The organism is Pantoea anthophila (genome assembly GCF_006494375.1).
GTDB lineage: Bacteria > Pseudomonadota > Gammaproteobacteria > Enterobacterales > Enterobacteriaceae > Pantoea > Pantoea anthophila.
Map to the genome: position 1 here is coordinate 87,497 of NZ_VHIZ01000017.1, position 14,927 is coordinate 102,423.

General features: G+C 57.7%; 14 protein-coding genes. 7 read left to right on the plus strand and 7 right to left on the minus strand.

What is annotated here, in order from left to right; all coding sequences use genetic code 11:
- Window positions 1-139: 139 nt before the first annotated feature.
- The 3 genes from FJW00_RS02445 to FJW00_RS02455 all read right to left on the minus strand — a co-directional run bounded on the left by FJW00_RS02445 (window position 140) and on the right by FJW00_RS02455 (window position 2,973).
- Window positions 140-1,606: an amino acid permease gene (locus tag FJW00_RS02445; protein ID WP_140922993.1), complete on the minus strand. Its 1,467-nt coding sequence runs from the start codon at window positions 1,604-1,606 to the stop codon at window positions 140-142.
- 116 nt (window positions 1,607-1,722) lie between these two features.
- The gene (gene yieE, locus FJW00_RS02450) at window positions 1,723-2,589 is read right to left on the minus strand and encodes a DNA-binding transcriptional regulator YeiE (RefSeq protein ID WP_009089154.1); all 867 of its coding nucleotides are present in this window, start codon (window positions 2,587-2,589) and stop codon (window positions 1,723-1,725) included.
- Window positions 2,590-2,607: 18 nt separating this feature from the next.
- Window positions 2,608-2,973 carry a YkvA family protein gene (locus FJW00_RS02455; protein WP_140922994.1) on the minus strand — a complete coding sequence of 122 codons (366 nt, stop codon included), beginning with the start codon at window positions 2,971-2,973 and terminating at the stop codon, window positions 2,608-2,610.
- A gap of 106 nt (window positions 2,974-3,079) precedes the next feature.
- Between FJW00_RS02455 and FJW00_RS02460 the strand changes: the two genes are divergently transcribed.
- Together FJW00_RS02460 and nfo are read left to right on the plus strand one after the other, a co-directional pair.
- A complete protein-coding gene (locus tag FJW00_RS02460; RefSeq protein WP_140922995.1) occupies window positions 3,080-4,132 on the plus strand; it encodes a YeiH family protein in 1,053 nt (350 codons plus the stop codon).
- 51 nt (window positions 4,133-4,183) lie between these two features.
- Complete coding sequence (gene nfo / locus FJW00_RS02465; protein WP_058956715.1) at window positions 4,184-5,029, plus strand: deoxyribonuclease IV; 846 nt, start codon at window positions 4,184-4,186, stop codon at window positions 5,027-5,029.
- Window positions 5,030-5,143: 114 nt separating this feature from the next.
- Here the strand turns inward: nfo and fruA are convergent, their stop codons facing one another.
- From fruA to FJW00_RS02485, 4 genes are all read right to left on the minus strand, one after another.
- Window positions 5,144-6,862: a PTS fructose transporter subunit IIBC gene (fruA, locus tag FJW00_RS02470; RefSeq protein WP_058956716.1), complete on the minus strand. Its 1,719-nt coding sequence runs from the start codon at window positions 6,860-6,862 to the stop codon at window positions 5,144-5,146.
- A 16-nt stretch (window positions 6,863-6,878) separates the two neighbouring features.
- Window positions 6,879-7,817, minus strand: coding sequence for a 1-phosphofructokinase (fruK, locus tag FJW00_RS02475; protein ID WP_009089145.1), 939 nt, complete (start codon window positions 7,815-7,817; stop codon window positions 6,879-6,881).
- Window positions 7,814-8,944, minus strand: coding sequence for a fused PTS fructose transporter subunit IIA/HPr protein (gene fruB / locus FJW00_RS02480; RefSeq protein WP_009089143.1), 1,131 nt, complete (start codon window positions 8,942-8,944; stop codon window positions 7,814-7,816). The genes fruK and fruB overlap by 4 nt, the downstream gene beginning before the upstream one ends.
- Before the next feature lie 271 nt (window positions 8,945-9,215).
- Window positions 9,216-9,470, minus strand: a complete 255-nt coding sequence (locus FJW00_RS02485) for a YkgJ family cysteine cluster protein (protein ID WP_009089140.1) — start codon at window positions 9,468-9,470, stop codon at window positions 9,216-9,218.
- Between the two features lie 163 nt (window positions 9,471-9,633).
- Here FJW00_RS02485 and yeiP point away from each other — a divergent pair, with 163 nt between their 5' ends.
- From yeiP to pdeN, 5 genes are all read left to right on the plus strand, one after another.
- Window positions 9,634-10,206, plus strand: a complete 573-nt coding sequence (gene yeiP / locus FJW00_RS02490; protein WP_009089138.1) for an elongation factor P-like protein YeiP — start codon at window positions 9,634-9,636, stop codon at window positions 10,204-10,206.
- Window positions 10,207-10,279: 73 nt separating this feature from the next.
- Window positions 10,280-11,254 (plus strand): CobW family GTP-binding protein, encoded by a 975-nt coding sequence (locus tag FJW00_RS02495; protein WP_140922996.1) that lies wholly within the window; start codon window positions 10,280-10,282, stop codon window positions 11,252-11,254.
- A 42-nt stretch (window positions 11,255-11,296) separates the two neighbouring features.
- Window positions 11,297-12,004 (plus strand): phosphatase PAP2 family protein, encoded by a 708-nt coding sequence (locus FJW00_RS02500; RefSeq protein ID WP_009089134.1) that lies wholly within the window; start codon window positions 11,297-11,299, stop codon window positions 12,002-12,004.
- 514 nt (window positions 12,005-12,518) lie between these two features.
- On the plus strand, window positions 12,519-13,094 hold the full coding sequence (gene mepS, locus FJW00_RS02505) for a bifunctional murein DD-endopeptidase/murein LD-carboxypeptidase (protein WP_046102239.1): 576 nt from the start codon (window positions 12,519-12,521) through the stop codon (window positions 13,092-13,094).
- A 221-nt stretch (window positions 13,095-13,315) separates the two neighbouring features.
- Entirely contained in the window at window positions 13,316-14,878 is a 1,563-nt protein-coding gene (pdeN, locus tag FJW00_RS02510) for a cyclic di-3',5'-guanosine monophosphate phosphodiesterase PdeN (RefSeq protein ID WP_181405337.1), read from the plus strand.
- Window positions 14,879-14,927 lie beyond the last annotated feature (49 nt).

Here is a 14,927-nt window from a genome sequence, read left to right on the forward strand (position 1 = left end):
CCGCCATCCCTGGCGGGCTCAGCGCGGACCATCCCTGGCCCGCTATGCTTTGCTACAGGCACAGGCTCCCATCGCTTCACGATTCCTGCGGCCTGCCAGAACTGCGGCAGGCACCGTGCGCAGGAGTCAGCGCACAGAACTAATCTTTATGAACCGGGAAATCCATCTCGCTGTACTTCACGAAACGGCTGCCGCGCGTCAGCTTGTAGCCGAACCAGATGATCAGGAACAGCGGAAGGCCGATGTAGGTGGCCGCTACGCTGTACCAGTCGATGGTGTCGTTGAGAAACGCCTGATAGTTCTGACCCAGCGTGATGATCAGGCAGAGCACAAAGGCGAAAATCGGACCCAGCGGGAAAAAGCCGGAGCGGTAAGGCAGCGCGTTCAGGTCACGTCCCTGAGCGACATAGCCGCGACGGAAGCGGTAGTGACTGATCGCGATACCGAGCCAGGCGATAAAACCGGTCATGCCTGAGGTGTTCAGCAGCCAGAGGTAAACCTCCTGATTGCCAAATTTCGAGGTCAGGAAGCAGAGTCCCGCCACCACCGTCGTCGCCCAGAGTGCATTACGCGGCACGCCGCCTTTAGAGAGTCTGGCGAAAATCCGCGGCGCTTTGCCTTCACAGGCCAGGTTGTAAAGCATACGGGTTGAGGCGTACATGCCGGAGTTACCCGCTGACAGCACGGCCGTCAGGATCACCGCATTCATCACCGCCGCCGCTGACAGCAGACCGGCATTCTGGAACACCAGGGTGAACGGGCTGACGCTGATATCGTTGATGTCATTGTGCAGCAGCTTAGGATCGGTGTACGGCAGGATCAGGCTGATAATCAGAATCGCGAAGACGTAAAACAGCAGGATACGCCAGAAGATCTGCCGCACCGCACGCGGGATATTTTTTGCCGGATCTTCAGATTCGCCCGCCGCGATACCGATCAGCTCGGTGCCCTGGAAGGAGAATCCCACAATCATCGCCACGCCGATCATCGCCGCAAAACCGCCTGCAAACGGCGCTTCGCCCACCTGCCAGTTATGCCAGCCCGCGTGTTCTGCACCGCGCATAATGCCGGTGATCATCAGCACGCCAACCACGATAAAAATCACCACGGTGGCCACTTTGATCAGCGAGAACCAGTATTCCGCTTCACCAAAGCCTTTGACGGAGATGTAGTTGAGCAGGAACATCAGGCCCAGGAACAGCGCGCTCCAGATCCAGCCTGGCGTGTCGGGGAACCAGTAATTCATCACCAGCTGTGATGCCACCAGATCAACCGCGATGGTTACCGCCCAGTTGTACCAGTAGTTCCAGCCGAGTGCGAAACCAAAGCCCTCTTCGACATATTTTGCGCCGTAGGTGGCAAACGACCCGGACACGGGCATAAAGGCCGCCAGTTCACCCAGGCTGGTCATCAGGAAATAGACCATCAGACCGATGAGCATATAGGAGAGAAGTGCTCCGCCGGGTCCGGCCTGAGCAATAGTGGCACCCGATGCGACAAACAGGCCGGTTCCGATGGAGCCGCCGATGGCGATCATGGTGAGATGGCGTGCTTTTAGTGCACGCTGTAACGCAGGTTGTTGTGTTGTTTTTGAGTCATTATGCATGTGTAAACGCTACGAAGGGTAAAAATGAGGCGAGATTGTAGCAGCCAGCTCGCCTCTGTATAGCGAAGCCACGCTGTTATTAGTTAAGTTCATGATCGCGCCCGAATTATTAGCGGTCACTCACGGCAGTAGGATAAAAAGCGCGTCAGCGCTTTGGAAATATGCTTCTGTCGGTGATGGATGCGATACAGCGTCCGGGTCAGGCGCGGCAGCGGAATCGCCAGTTCGATCAGCGTTCCCGCCTCCAGCAGATCGGCGATCACCCGGCGCGACAGGCAGCTGATCCCCATGCCGTGGCGCACCGCATGTTTAATCGCTTCAGAGTTGCCAAGCTCCATCCCCAGCTGAAAGCTCGGCAGGTGAGACAGCAGCAGATAATCGACGATTTCACGGGTGCCGGAGCCGCGTTCGCGCAGGATCCAGGGGGCGTCCGCCAGCGTTTTCAGGGTGACCGGCTGCTGCAGAACAGGCGCATCCGGCGCGGCAAACACCACCAGCTCATCCTCCAGCCAGGGTTCACTGACCAGTTCGGTCATATGGCACGGCCCCTCAATCAGGCCGACATCGACGCGGAAGTCGGAGACCGCCTGAATCGCATCCTGACTGTTGCCCACGCTCAGCTCCAGCGGCAGGCCGGGAAAATCGCGTCGCCAGGCCGCCATCATGCCCGGCAGCAGATAGTTACCGATGGTGCTGCTGGCGAAGATGCGGATGGCCCCGTTGTCCTCTTTGAACAGCTGCTCAATCTCCCCCGCCTGCTCCAGCAGACCCACGGCGCGGGGATAAAGCAGGCGGCCATGTTCGTTCAGCACCAGCCGTTTACCGACCCGATCAAAGAGCTGAACCCCAAGCTGACTCTCCAGATCGGCCAGCGCCGCGCTGACCGCCGACTGCGACAGCGCCAGCAGCTGCGATGCCTGGGTCGTCGAGCCACTCTTGAGCACTTCGGTAAAGACTTCGATTTGCCGCAGGGTAATGTGCATCGTCGATCCTTAAGTCTGTTAATGTCTGACGAGATAGATGATCAGCGCCAGCCAGATCAGCCCCACCACCATCAGCCAGCCTGCGATTTTTTTGCCGCGGGAACGCCGGGTTGCGGCCCTTTCGCTGCTGCTGATGCGCACCTCACGTGGCAGCAGGCGCAGCAGCAGCATAACACCGGTCGGGATGATGACCGCGTCATCCAGCAGTCCCACAAACGGAATCACATCCGGGATGAAATCGATCGGACTGACGCCATAGGCGACCAGGCCCAGCATGCCCAGCTTGTTCCACCAGGGCGTGCGCGGGTCGCGAAAGGCGAACCAGAGTACCAGCACATCCCTCTTGATCAGCGTTGCCCAGCGGCGCAGACGCAAAACGCTCATAATGTCGGCCTTATCGTTTATTCCGGTTGATTATAAATATATTATCAATTTCACTTTTAAGCCAGTGCGCGCCATGATCGACACTCACTGAAGAGGAGTGACCCTTATGGCCGAACTGAGCATCGTTAAAACGCACTATCCCGTTGTGCGCCTGTTTCCCGGTCTGCTGCTGACCGCCGCGCTCGCCGCTGCGGCGAACTGGCTGGCGCAACAGCCGTTAATCGCGGGGCTGGGACTGGGTTCACTGACGCTGGCGATCATGCTGGGCATCGTGGTCGGTAATAGCGTCTGTTCCCCTCTCTCGTCACACTGCGACAGCGGCGTCGCGCTGGCGAAGCAGAAGCTGCTGCGGCTCGGGATCATCATGTTTGGCTTTCGTATTACTTTACAGCAGATTGCCGATGTCGGCGTCAGCGGCATCCTGATCGATGCGCTGACCCTGAGCAGCACCTTCTTTATCACCTGTCTGCTGGGTATCCGGTTACTGAAGCTGGATCGCGAAACCGTCTGGCTGATTGGCGCAGGCAGCAGTATCTGCGGTGCGGCAGCGGTTCTGGCGACCGAGCCGGTGGTCAAAGCCGCGCCGTCGAAAGTCGCGGTGGCCATCGCGACCGTGGTGCTGTTCGGCACGCTGGCGATCTTCATCTATCCCCTGCTCTGGCCGCTGGCGCATCATCTGTTTCCGGCTCTGAGTGCTGCACAGTTTGGCGTTTTCACCGGGTCCACGATTCATGAAGTGGCGCAGGTGGTGGCAGCCGGACACAGTATCAGCCCGGAAGCCGAAAACAGCGCGGTCATTGCCAAGATGCTGCGGGTGATGATGCTGGCCCCGTTCCTGCTCTGCCTGGGGACGATGCTGCGCGGCGGACGTCAGGGCGGCGCCCGTCAGCCGGTGACCTTTCCCTGGTTTGCCTTACTGTTTATTGCGGTCGCGCTGTTTAATTCGCTGCAGCTGCTGCCTGCTGCGCTGGTGGCCTCACTGAATCAGCTGGCTGGCCTGCTGCTGGCGATGGCGATGGCCGCGCTGGGCTTAACCACCCGTTTCAGCGCGCTGCGTGAAGCGGGCGTTAAACCCCTGCTGCTGGGTGCGCTGGTCTTTGGCTGGTTAATCGCAGGCGGTGGCACGATCAATCTGCTGGTGCAACATTTCATGGGCTAACCGCATCGGGTATCATGCCGTTTCATCCGTGCATAGCCCCAGGAGAAAGGCATGAAATATATTGGCGCACACGTCAGTGCGGCAGGGGGAGTAGATCAGGCCGTGATCCGCGCCCATGAATTAGAAGCCACCGCCTTCGCCCTCTTTACTAAAAATCAGCGTCAGTGGAAGGCCGCCCCGCTGACCACTGAGGTCATTGATGCTTTTCGCGCCGCCTGCGAGACTTATCACTTCACGTCACAGCAGATCCTGCCGCACGACAGTTTTCTGATTAATCTGGGCCATCCGGTTGAGGAGGCGCTGGAGAAATCCCGCGCGGCCTTCATTGATGAACTGCGGCGTGCTGACCAGCTGGGGCTGACGCTGCTGAACTTCCACCCCGGCAGCCATCTGCATCAGATTGACGAGGAGAGCTGCCTGAAGCGCATCGCCGAGTCGATCAATGTCGCGCTCGACCAGACGCAGAACGTTACCGCCGTCATTGAAAATACGGCCGGTCAGGGCAGTAATCTGGGCTTCCGCTTCGAGCATCTCGCCACCATTATTGAGCATGTCGAAGACAAATCGCGTGTCGGGGTCTGCATTGATACCTGCCATGCGTTTGCCGGCGGGTATGATCTGCGTACCGAGGCAGACTGCGAAGCAACCTTTGCCAGCTTTGAGCGCATCGTCGGTTTTCAGTATCTGCGTGGCATGCACCTGAACGACGCCAAAAGCGCCTTCGACAGCCGCGTTGACCGCCATCACAGTCTGGGAGAAGGAAACATCGGCAGGACGGTGTTCAGCTGGCTGATGAAAGATCCCCGCTTCGATGGCATCCCGCTGATTCTGGAAACCATCAATCCCGATATCTGGAAAGATGAGATTGCGTGGCTGAAAGCCGAGCAGCAGGCATAGGAAAAGGAGCCTGAAGACTTTCCAGACGGTGATGACATCAATGCGAGGGAAGCAGGTACCTTATCAAAGCAAACAGGGAGCCATCTGGCTCCCTGTTTATTTCACTTCCGCGTATCAGGCTTTCGCCAGCTGCTCTTCCGGACGTTTCAGTACCGCGTAGCTCAGACCCGCAATCGCGGTGCCGATGACGATCGCCATCAGATAACCGAGTACCGGGGTAATCGCGCCAGGGATCAGCAGAACGAACAGTCCACCGTGCGGCGCCATCAGTTTCGCGCCAATCGCCATGGAGATGGCACCGGTCACCGCGCCACCCACGATGCAGCAAGGCAGAACACGCATCGGGTCGCGGGCCGCGAACGGAATCGCACCTTCAGAGATAAAGCAGAGACCCAGAACCAGCGCCGCTTTGCCCCCTTCCTGCTGACCTTTGTTGAACTTACGACGCGCAACCAGCGTAGCCACACCCATCGCCAGCGGTGGCACCATGCCGGCGGCCATGATGGCGGCCATCGGTGCATACGTCTGCGAGCTCAGTAAGCCAACGCCAAACGCGTAAGCCACCTTGTTCACCGGACCACCCATGTCAGTACACATCATGCCGCCCAGAATCGCGCCCAGCAGAACCGCGTTCGCGGTGCCCATGTTCGCCAGCCAGTGGGTCAGACCGTTCATGATGCCCGCAACCGGTTTGCCTACCACGTAGATCATCAGCAGGCCGGTAATCAGACTGGCAAACAGCGGAATAATCAGTATCGGTTTCAGCGCTTCCATACTCTGCGGCAGTTTAACTTTGCCGCTGATCAGCTTCGCCGCATAACCGGCAATGAAGCCCGCGATAATACCGCCTAAGAAGCCGGCGTTGATGCTGGTGGCGATCATACCGCCAATCAGACCCGGGGTCAGACCCGGACGGTCAGCGATGGAGAAGGCGATAAAGCCCGCCAGTACCGGCACCATCAGGGCAAAGGCGCTACCACCACCGATTTGCATCAGGGCAGCCGCCAGCGTGCCCGGCTCTTTAAATGCGGTGATACCAAAGGCAAATGAGAGTGCGATGCTCAGACCGCCTGCGACCACCATCGGCAGCATATAGGAGACGCCGGTCAGCAGATGACGATACGCCCCTGCGCCGCCCTGCTTTTTCTCCTCTTCTGCGCTGGCGTTGCTCTGTCCGCTGGCAGCCGCTTTATAAGGCTTCGCTTCGGCTACCGCTTTATCCAGTTCCTGGGCGGTTTTCTTCAGCGCCAGTCCGGTTGAGGTGCGGTACATCGGCTTACCGGCAAATTTCGCCAGGTCGACTTCGATATCGGCGGCCACGATCACCAGATCGGCTGCCGCCACTTCTTCCGGGGTAATGGCGTTACCGGCCCCGACTGAACCGCGGGTTTCAACTTTCACCCACCAGCCGCGACGGGTTGCTTCGGCCTGAATCGCCTCTGCCGCCATAAAGGTGTGCGCCACGCCGGTCGGACAGGCGGTAACGGCAACCACACGTTTCTGCGCGCCAGCCTGAGCCGGAGCCGCAGCAGATGCGCCCGCCGGTGTCGCCACCGCAGCCTGCGACTGCCAGGTCTTGGCTTCTGCTTTCGCGCGGTTCAGAAAGGTTTCCGGCTCACGGACGGCCAGCTGGACATCGCCCTGCCAGAGCGCTTTGCCGTTCAGCGCCGCGTCGTCCGGCACGTTTTTACCCAGCACAATCACCAGTTCAGCATCGGCAGGGTTTTCAGTCAGGGTCAGGCCCGCAGCAGCTGCCGCAGCAGCCAGGCGCTGTTGCGCCATGTAAGCGGAAGCCAGTCCCAGTGTAGGGTCTTTTATCAGCAGCGTTTTCATTATCGCTCTCCTGCTGTCAGTTAACGGGTTGTAAGTCGACACGCGCCATCATGGCGGCCAACTGAGTTCGATCGGATACACCAACATTACTCTGGCTGACGGCCATCGCCGCCACGGCAGTGGCAAGACGCAGCGTATGCTCGCTGGACTCGCGCATCAGCAGACCATAAATCAGGCCGCCCACCATTGAGTCGCCGGCACCCACGGTGCTGACCACATCGCAGACCGGGGGTTTGGCAATCCATTCGCCGGAGGCGTTGACCCACAGCGCCCCTTCTGCGCCCAGTGAAATCACCACATGGGCGATGCCCTGCTCGCGCAGTTCGTGCGCGGCACCAATCACATCCTGCAGCGTCGGCAGTTTGCGACCGGCCCAGATTTCCAGCTCACGGCGGTTAGGCTTCACCAGCCACGGGGCGGCTTTCAGTCCTGCCACCAGCGCCTCACGGCTGCTGTCAAAGATGATGCACGGGCAGTGGGTGCGCAGTTCGGTCATCCAGCGGGTAAAGGCGTCGTGATCGACTCCTTCCGGCAGGCTGCCGCTGACGCAGACCATATCGAACTGGCCCAGCCAGGTCAGGGAGTCGGTGGTGAAGCGATCCCAGTCCTGACCCGTCACCTGAAAACCGGAGAAATTCAGATCGGTCACATCGCCGGTCTGTTCGGTGAGTTTTACGTTGATGCGGGTGCGGCCTGGCACCACCTGAAAACGGTTAGCAATACCCAGCTCGCTGAACAGCTGCTGGAAGCCATCCTGATTCTCTTTGCCCAGGAAGCCGCCGACGGTCACGTCAATGCCCAGATCTTTCAGGACTTTGGCGACGTTAATGCCCTTGCCCGCCGCATGCAGTCCGGTGGTTTTCACCAGATTGACTTCGCCGCGTTCAATTTCAGGGGTATAGCCCACCAGGTCATACGCCGGATTCAGCGTAATGGTGGCGACACGTCTGCTCATGCTGCCCCCTCGCCCAGACCACTGCTGATCGCCTCTTCAATGGCGTTCAGCGCCTGCTGAGCATCATCGCCGCTGGCGGTAAAGCGCAGGCGATGCCCTTTCTTCACGCCCAGCGCCACCACTTTCATCAGGCTACGACCATTGGCAGGTTTACCGCTGCCGTCGAGATTGGTCACGGTGATCTCGCTGTTGAACTGCTTGATGACGCTGACCAGCGCCGTGCCCGGACGGGCATGCAGGCCATGTTCGTTGCGGATGGTGAATTCAGCGGTCAGGACGTCAGCCTGCTCATCCACTTCGCTGGTCAGCAGCGCATACACGCCTGCGGCATCCGCTTTCAGCAGACGATCGGCTTTCCCCTGTTGCAGTAAGGCGCTCAGGTAACCCAGCACCTCCAGCGGACGTTCATCGGTTGCCGACACGCTGATCAGCATCGCAGCCGATTCGCCCTGATGGTCGAAGGGATGCGCAGCACGGCTGATCGCCACGCCACTGCGCAGGTTGCCCAGGCTGCTGTCGCTGAGCCAGATGCCCTGCCCCAGATTCAGCGGGGAGGCTGAAACCACATCCGCCACATAGCTGGCATCCACAACGCCAGCGGATTGCAGACGACCGGCGTTCATCGCCTGTAGGGTGATCAGGTCGCTGGCCGCGACGTCAAGGGTAATTAATGCGGTGTCGAAGCTGAATTCGGCGGCTTGTTTCTCGCCCATCAGCAACGCACGAAGATCTTCAGCAGAGGCGGTTTTCAGCTGTTCGGCAACGGAGTCATCGCTCAGAACGTGGGTCAGCTGACGCAGCAGCGCCAGATGCTCATCAGACTTCGCGGCAATGCCGATGGCGACATAGGCGGTCTGATCGTCACCCCAGGCAATGCCCTGCGGGAACTGAAACACCTGAACGCCGGTTTTTAGCACCAGATCGCGGGTGTCTGTGGTGCCATGAGGGATAGCGATGCCGTTACCGAGAAAGGTGGAGGTTTGCTGTTCGCGCGCCAGCATGCCGTTGACATACCCTTCAGTCACATTGCCCGCCGCGGTTAACGCGGCAGCGACCTGACGAATGGCCTCTTCTTTATTCTGGGCGCTGGCTCCGGTATGGATAGCCTGCAATTCGAGCTGGAACATAATTCTCCTCGCTTGCTGAGATTGAATCGTTTCAGCCGGTGGGGAGATTTTTGCGTCGCACTGTCAGGGACAGGTTGCCGGACCACCGCTGAAACGTTTCAGGGATTGTGGTACAGCGCGATTCTGCAGGCAAGAAAATGCGCAAACGGCGTAGCAGATTTTTGATGTTACGCACATTTCATGACGGTTGTGAGGCAGAAAGGCCGATCCGGCTGAAGCTGTTGCTGTAAGGCAACCGCGCCGTCAGAAAAACGTCAGCTGCGTCAGCGCCTCAGGGGGCCGTATCCGCTTCCAGCTGCAGCAACCAGGTCATCGCCTGCTCGCGCGAGTCGCCGCACATGCTCGCTTGCGGCTGCAGCCCGGAACAGACGGCGGGACGCAGGGGCGAACCAAAGAGTTTGCAGCGCAGCAGCGCATCAAGCTGAATGCAGGGGGTATTGGCGGGCTTGCCGTCGGGCATACCGGGGATGGGAGATGAGATTGAGGGTGCCGTGCAACAGGCACCGCACTGGCTACGGCATTGCATGCTGAGCTCCGGCAAAGAAAGTCGCGGCGACAATAGCAGTCCGGCGCGACAATTACCATGAATGCGGCGGCCTGACGCAAAATTTCGCACCCGCGATATTGCCAGTTTTCACCGGCGCGAGTAACGTTGCGCGCACTTCACTCTCAAGATAGCGAGAACAGCAATGCCAAAAGCCAACGAAATCAAAAAAGGGATGGCCGTCACGCACAACGGTAAACTGCTGCTGGTTAAGGACATTGATGTCCAGAGCCCCAGCGCACGCGGTGCCGCCACCCTCTATAAGATGCGCTTTACCGATGTCCGCACCGGTTTAAAAGTTGAAGAGCGCTTTAAGGGCGACGAGATTATTGATGCGATTTCGCTCAGCCGTCGCAGCGTGACCTTCTCTTATATAGATGGTGACGAATATATCTTTATGGATGACGAAGACTACACCCCCTACACCTTCAAACGCGATCAGATTGAAGAAGAGCTGCTGTTTATTCCGGAAGGAGGCATTCCAGGTATCCATGTGCTGACGATGGAAGGCCAGGTGCTGGCACTGGAACTGCCCCAGACAGTCGATATGGAGATCGTTGAAACCTCGCCGGGTATCAAAGGTGCTTCTGCCAGCGCCCGCACCAAACCCGCCGGAATGAGCACCGGCCTCTCGATTCAGGTGCCGGAATATCTGAGCAACGGTGACCGCATCCGCATCCATATTGCCGAACGTCGCTATATGGGGCGCGCCGAGTAAGCGAGGGCGGGAAACCGAACGTGATAATGTTATAGTATTACATTATCACGCTATCCCGGCAGGAGCCTTTCCCATGACGCGCGTTAATCTCATCACCGGTTTTTTAGGCAGCGGAAAAACCACCCTGCTCTGCCATCTGCTGGCCGCCAGGCCCGCAGGCGAACAGTGGGCCGTGCTGGTCAATGAATTTGGTGAAATCGGCATCGATGGCGCGCTGCTGGCGGATCGCGGCGCGACGCTGAAAGAGATCCCTGGCGGCTGTCTCTGCTGCGTCAATGGCCTGCCCATGCAGGTCGGGCTGAATATGCTGCTGAAGAGCAGGCCTGACCGGTTGCTGATAGAGCCGACCGGCCTGGGGCATCCGCGCCAGGTGGTGGAGATGCTCAGCGCACCGGTCTATCAGTCGTGGCTGCAACTCAATGCCACCCTGACGCTACTCGATGCGCGCCAGCTTGCCGACCCGCGCGTGGTCGCCGATGAGAACTTCCGCGACCAGCTGGCCGCCGCCGACATCATTATCGCCAACAAGCGCGACTGCTGGGAGGACGAAGATCGTCAGCGTCTGACTGACTGGCAGCAGCAGATGCAGCCGCCACGTCCGGTGATAGCGACCGAGTTTGGCCGGATTCCCTCCGGCCTGCTTGATACGCCGCGCCAGCCACGTGACCTTCCCCTGCCACACCATCATCACCCTCACACGACGAAACCGGCGAGCGGTCTGGCCGCCTTACAGCTGGAGGGAGCGGCGCGCTGGCGGCGGGCGCTGAACCACGGACAGGGCTATAGCGCCTGCGGCTGGCTGTTTGATGGTGACACATTGTTTGACGCCGCTGCGCTGCTGGAGTGGGTCCGGCAGGCGCCGGTGGATCGGATCAAAGGCGTGATGCGCATCCGCGAAGGCACAATGCGTATTAACCGTCAGGCAAAAGAGTTGCAGAGTGAGACACTCGCCGCCACGCCATCCGACAGCCGCATCGAGATTATTCATTCTGAGCAGGCTGACTGGAATCGGCTACAATCGGCGTTGTTGAAGTGCCGTTTACGCTAACAGAGGTATTGTCGGCGGTTATTTTTTTAATTGAGCTTACTTATGCGCGCAATTCGTCTTATTACTATCCTGCTGCTGAATGCCCTGGGCGTCGTGCTCTTTCTTTCGTGGTATCTGCCGCCTCAGCATGGCTTCTGGTTCGGCATCGATAAATCGATTTTTTATGGCTTCAATAATCAGATGGTGACCCATCCGCTGTTTGCGCTGATCGTCGCCATAACCAACTTCCGTGGCTTTGATGTGGTGTCACTGCTGGCGATGGGCCTGCTGTATCTGTCGATCTGGCGACATGAAGCGCCTCAGGCACGCCGCCGGATGCTGGCTATCGGTATCACCATGCTGCTGACTGCCGTGGTGCTGAATCAGCTGGGGCATCTGCTGCCGGTGAAACACTCCAGCCCGACCCTCTTCTTCGAAAACGTGCATCGCGTCAGTGAGCTGACCGGCATTCCCGCCAAAGATGCGTCGAAAGACAGCTTCCCTGGCGACCACGGCATGATGCTGATTATTTTCGCCTGCTTTATCTGGCGTTATTTTGGTTTCAGCCGTTTTTTAATCGCGCTGGCAATTGTGGTGCTATTTTCTCTGCCGCGCGTCATGGCCGGGGCGCACTGGTTTACCGATATTGCCGTGGGATCGCTGTCCGTGGTTCTGGTGGGTCTGAGCTGGTGGCTTTTAACCCCTGCCAGTGACGCGCTGGTTAACTGGTTTTATCGCAAATTACCGGGAAAATATAAGCCCGTGATGTAAATGTTAAGCGCGGTCGGTTTATTTGACAGGATGTTAACTGCCCGCGCTAATAAAAAACAGCTCATCATTATTAGTCTGCTAATTAAAATAGCGAGAGGAAAAGGTTATGACCCCGCCAGGTGGTTAAATAGTCGTCACCCGCCGCTGTCAATAAAGAAAATTCCAGAATCCGTTTCTATGCGCCGAATTGGCGCCCCTTTTACCGCTTGTTATCGCCATCATTTCCCCATAATTGTTGCTAAATTAGTCAGCGTGTTACGGTTTGATTTCACATCAAAAAAACCTATATAAAATTGATTAAAAGCACTCGCCACGGCGTGTGTAATCAGTTAACCTCAGTCCCTGTGAGGCATTAGCGGCAGAAAATTCGGATTTTTACCGTGAAAAAATGTGTCCATTAACACATTTTAGTCATTAAGGATTTGTCTTAGTCTGTCTCGCTTATTAATCTCCCTGTTTTGTTATCTGGCTGGCGACAATTCTGTCGTAAGGACATCGAAGGAAAACCCGAATAATGGTCAAGTCTCAACCAATACTGAGATATATTTTGCGGATTGTGCCCGCACTGGCGCTGGCAACCCTCCTCTCAGCTTGTAGCAGTACCCATAGCAGTCAGAACGCGAATAACGAGAATCATGAAGTTAACAACCAGAATGGTTTTTTACTTCAGGCGTCTCAGGATGAGTTTGAAGAAATGGTGCGTAATGTCGACGTTAAGTCGCGCATCATGGAACAATACGCCGTCTGGAAAGGTGTGCGCTATCGTCTCGGTGGCGATACCAAACGCGGAATCGACTGTTCCGCCTTTGTACAACGCACCTTCCGCGATCAGTTTGGCTTAGAATTACCCCGCTCCACCTCTGAGCAGCAGGACACCGGCAGAGAGATTACCCGCAGTAAACTGCGTCCGGGCGATCTGGTGATGTTCCGCGCAGGTTCAACCGGTCGTCATGTCGGGATCTATCTGGGCAACGATAACTTCGTTCATGCCTCAACCAGCAGTGGCGTCATGATCTCCAGTCTGAATGATGACTACTGGAAAAAGCGTTACCGTGAAGGGCGCCGGGTACTGAGTCGTAACCCGTCCTGATCCTCAGATTCGATTTTCTCTCAGCCAGAGAACATGAAACGCTGCTTACGCAGCGTTTTTTTTCGTCTTTTGTTTTATCCGCCTTCGCCATAGCAGATAAAAGCATTGTATTTCAGATTAATAACGAGACATCCCCGGCATTCTCGTTATATTCTCGGTCGCTTAAACCGAAGCAGTCGTGTGCATTAACATAATAATAATTTGATCAGGGGAAGCTCCTCATGCCACTGTCGGGGGCGCTACAGCGCCATGCCACCTATCCTCACCGAATCGCATGGCGTAGCGCGATGGTCGGCGGCCTATTCTTTCTCCTGTTCACGCTGCTGGCGATTCATCACACCTGGCATAAGCGCGAGCGGCAACATCAGCGCCTGCTGGAGCACAGCCGGTCGGCACTACAGCAAACGCTCGCCAGCCTGTATAACAGCACCCTCAGTCCCCTGCTCCCGTTTACCCATAATGCCTGCCACACCATCAATCGTGAACTGACCTCACGCGCCGCCTTTGCCGGAAATCTTCGTGCCATCCTGCTGGTGAATAATGGCAATGCCTTTTGCTCCTCGGCCACCGGCAGTTTCAGTCTGCCAATCAACGTGATTTCGCCCCAGAGTGATATCTCGCGCGATACCGATTTGCAGCTGATGCCGGGCACGCCGTTGCAGCCGGATAAACCGGCCCTGGCCCTGTGGGTGAAGAATCCCGGCAATCTGCAGACCGGGGTTTTCGCGACACTCAACATCAGCCTGGCCCCCTATCAGCTGATGGCCTCCTGGCATCCGGAGATTACCGGTATGGCTCTGGTGGCACAGCACAGTGCCCTGACCAGTTGGCAGCATGGCATAACGGAGAATGAGAACCTGCCGACACCGCTGGTTCAGCAGTCGCTGGAGGGCTATCCGCTGCAGTTTGTTCTCTACGGTTCCACTCTCGCCTTCAGCGATTATCAGAACATTGTGCTGAGTGGTCTGCTGCTGTCACTGCTGGTTGCCGGTGGCTGCTGGCTGCTGCTCGCCCACTATCAGCGTCCGGGCAGAGAGCTGATTCGGGGCATGAAGCGGGGCGAGTTTCACGTGGAGTATCAGCCGCTGGTTACTTCTCACGATAGTCAGCCTTATGGCATGGAGGCACTGCTGCGCTGGACGCACCCGACGGAAGGTCCGATCCCGCCCGATGTCTTTATTCAGTATGCCGAGTCGCAAAACCTGATTGTTCCACTGACCCGCCATCTGTTTCAGCTGGTTTCCCGCGATGCGCACCTGCTCTGTCACACCGTTCCCCGTTATGCCAGCCTCAGCCTCAACATTTCGCCCCTGCACCTGGCCGACCGCAGCTTCCGTCAGGATGTCCTGAACTGGCTTGAGAGCATGCCGGCCGGCCACTTTAATTATGTGTTCGAGATTACCGAACGCGTCATGGTGCGCGACGAAAATGTCGGCGAGCTGTTTGACTGGCTGCATCAGCAGCAGATCCGCATCGCCATTGATGACTTTGGCACCGGGCACAGCGCACTGATCTATCTGGAGCGCTACGCCTTTGATTACCTGAAAATCGATCGCGGCTTTGTGCAGAGTATCGGCACCGAGACGCTGACCTCGCCGGTGCTGGATACCGTGCTGCAGCTGGCAAAAAAGCTGAACCTGAAAAGCGTGGCCGAGGGCGTGGAAACGGGCGAACAGGCGGCCTGGCTGATCAATCGCGGCGTGACTCACCTGCAGGGTTATATCTTTAGTCGCCCGCTGCGGCCGGAAACGCTGATAGACTATTTTCAGCGTCATCGCGCCTGACCGGTCTGGCCCGGGCGGAGCCGAACACTTACTGGAGAGGGCATTCGCT

What these genes read in the sequence shown, in the direction of transcription:
- FJW00_RS02485 (WP_009089140.1), bottom strand. Translation starts at nt 9,470, where the DNA reads ATGCAATGCCGTAGCCAGTGCGGTGCCTGTTGCACGGCACCCTCAATC.
- mepS (WP_046102239.1), top strand. Translation starts at nt 12,519, where the DNA reads ATGGTCAAGTCTCAACCAATACTGAGATATATTTTGCGGATTGTGCCC.
- pdeN (WP_181405337.1), top strand. Translation starts at nt 13,316, where the DNA reads ATGCCACTGTCGGGGGCGCTACAGCGCCATGCCACCTATCCTCACCGA.
- yeiP (WP_009089138.1), top strand. Translation starts at nt 9,634, where the DNA reads ATGCCAAAAGCCAACGAAATCAAAAAAGGGATGGCCGTCACGCACAAC.
- FJW00_RS02495 (WP_140922996.1), top strand. Translation starts at nt 10,280, where the DNA reads ATGACGCGCGTTAATCTCATCACCGGTTTTTTAGGCAGCGGAAAAACC.
- FJW00_RS02460 (WP_140922995.1), top strand. Translation starts at nt 3,080, where the DNA reads ATGGCCGAACTGAGCATCGTTAAAACGCACTATCCCGTTGTGCGCCTG.
- FJW00_RS02445 (WP_140922993.1), bottom strand. Translation starts at nt 1,606, where the DNA reads ATGCATAATGACTCAAAAACAACACAACAACCTGCGTTACAGCGTGCA.
- fruA (WP_058956716.1), bottom strand. Translation starts at nt 6,862, where the DNA reads ATGAAAACGCTGCTGATAAAAGACCCTACACTGGGACTGGCTTCCGCT.
- FJW00_RS02500 (WP_009089134.1), top strand. Translation starts at nt 11,297, where the DNA reads ATGCGCGCAATTCGTCTTATTACTATCCTGCTGCTGAATGCCCTGGGC.
- fruK (WP_009089145.1), bottom strand. Translation starts at nt 7,817, where the DNA reads ATGAGCAGACGTGTCGCCACCATTACGCTGAATCCGGCGTATGACCTG.
- fruB (WP_009089143.1), bottom strand. Translation starts at nt 8,944, where the DNA reads ATGTTCCAGCTCGAATTGCAGGCTATCCATACCGGAGCCAGCGCCCAG.
- yieE (WP_009089154.1), bottom strand. Translation starts at nt 2,589, where the DNA reads ATGCACATTACCCTGCGGCAAATCGAAGTCTTTACCGAAGTGCTCAAG.
- nfo (WP_058956715.1), top strand. Translation starts at nt 4,184, where the DNA reads ATGAAATATATTGGCGCACACGTCAGTGCGGCAGGGGGAGTAGATCAG.
- FJW00_RS02455 (WP_140922994.1), bottom strand. Translation starts at nt 2,973, where the DNA reads ATGAGCGTTTTGCGTCTGCGCCGCTGGGCAACGCTGATCAAGAGGGAT.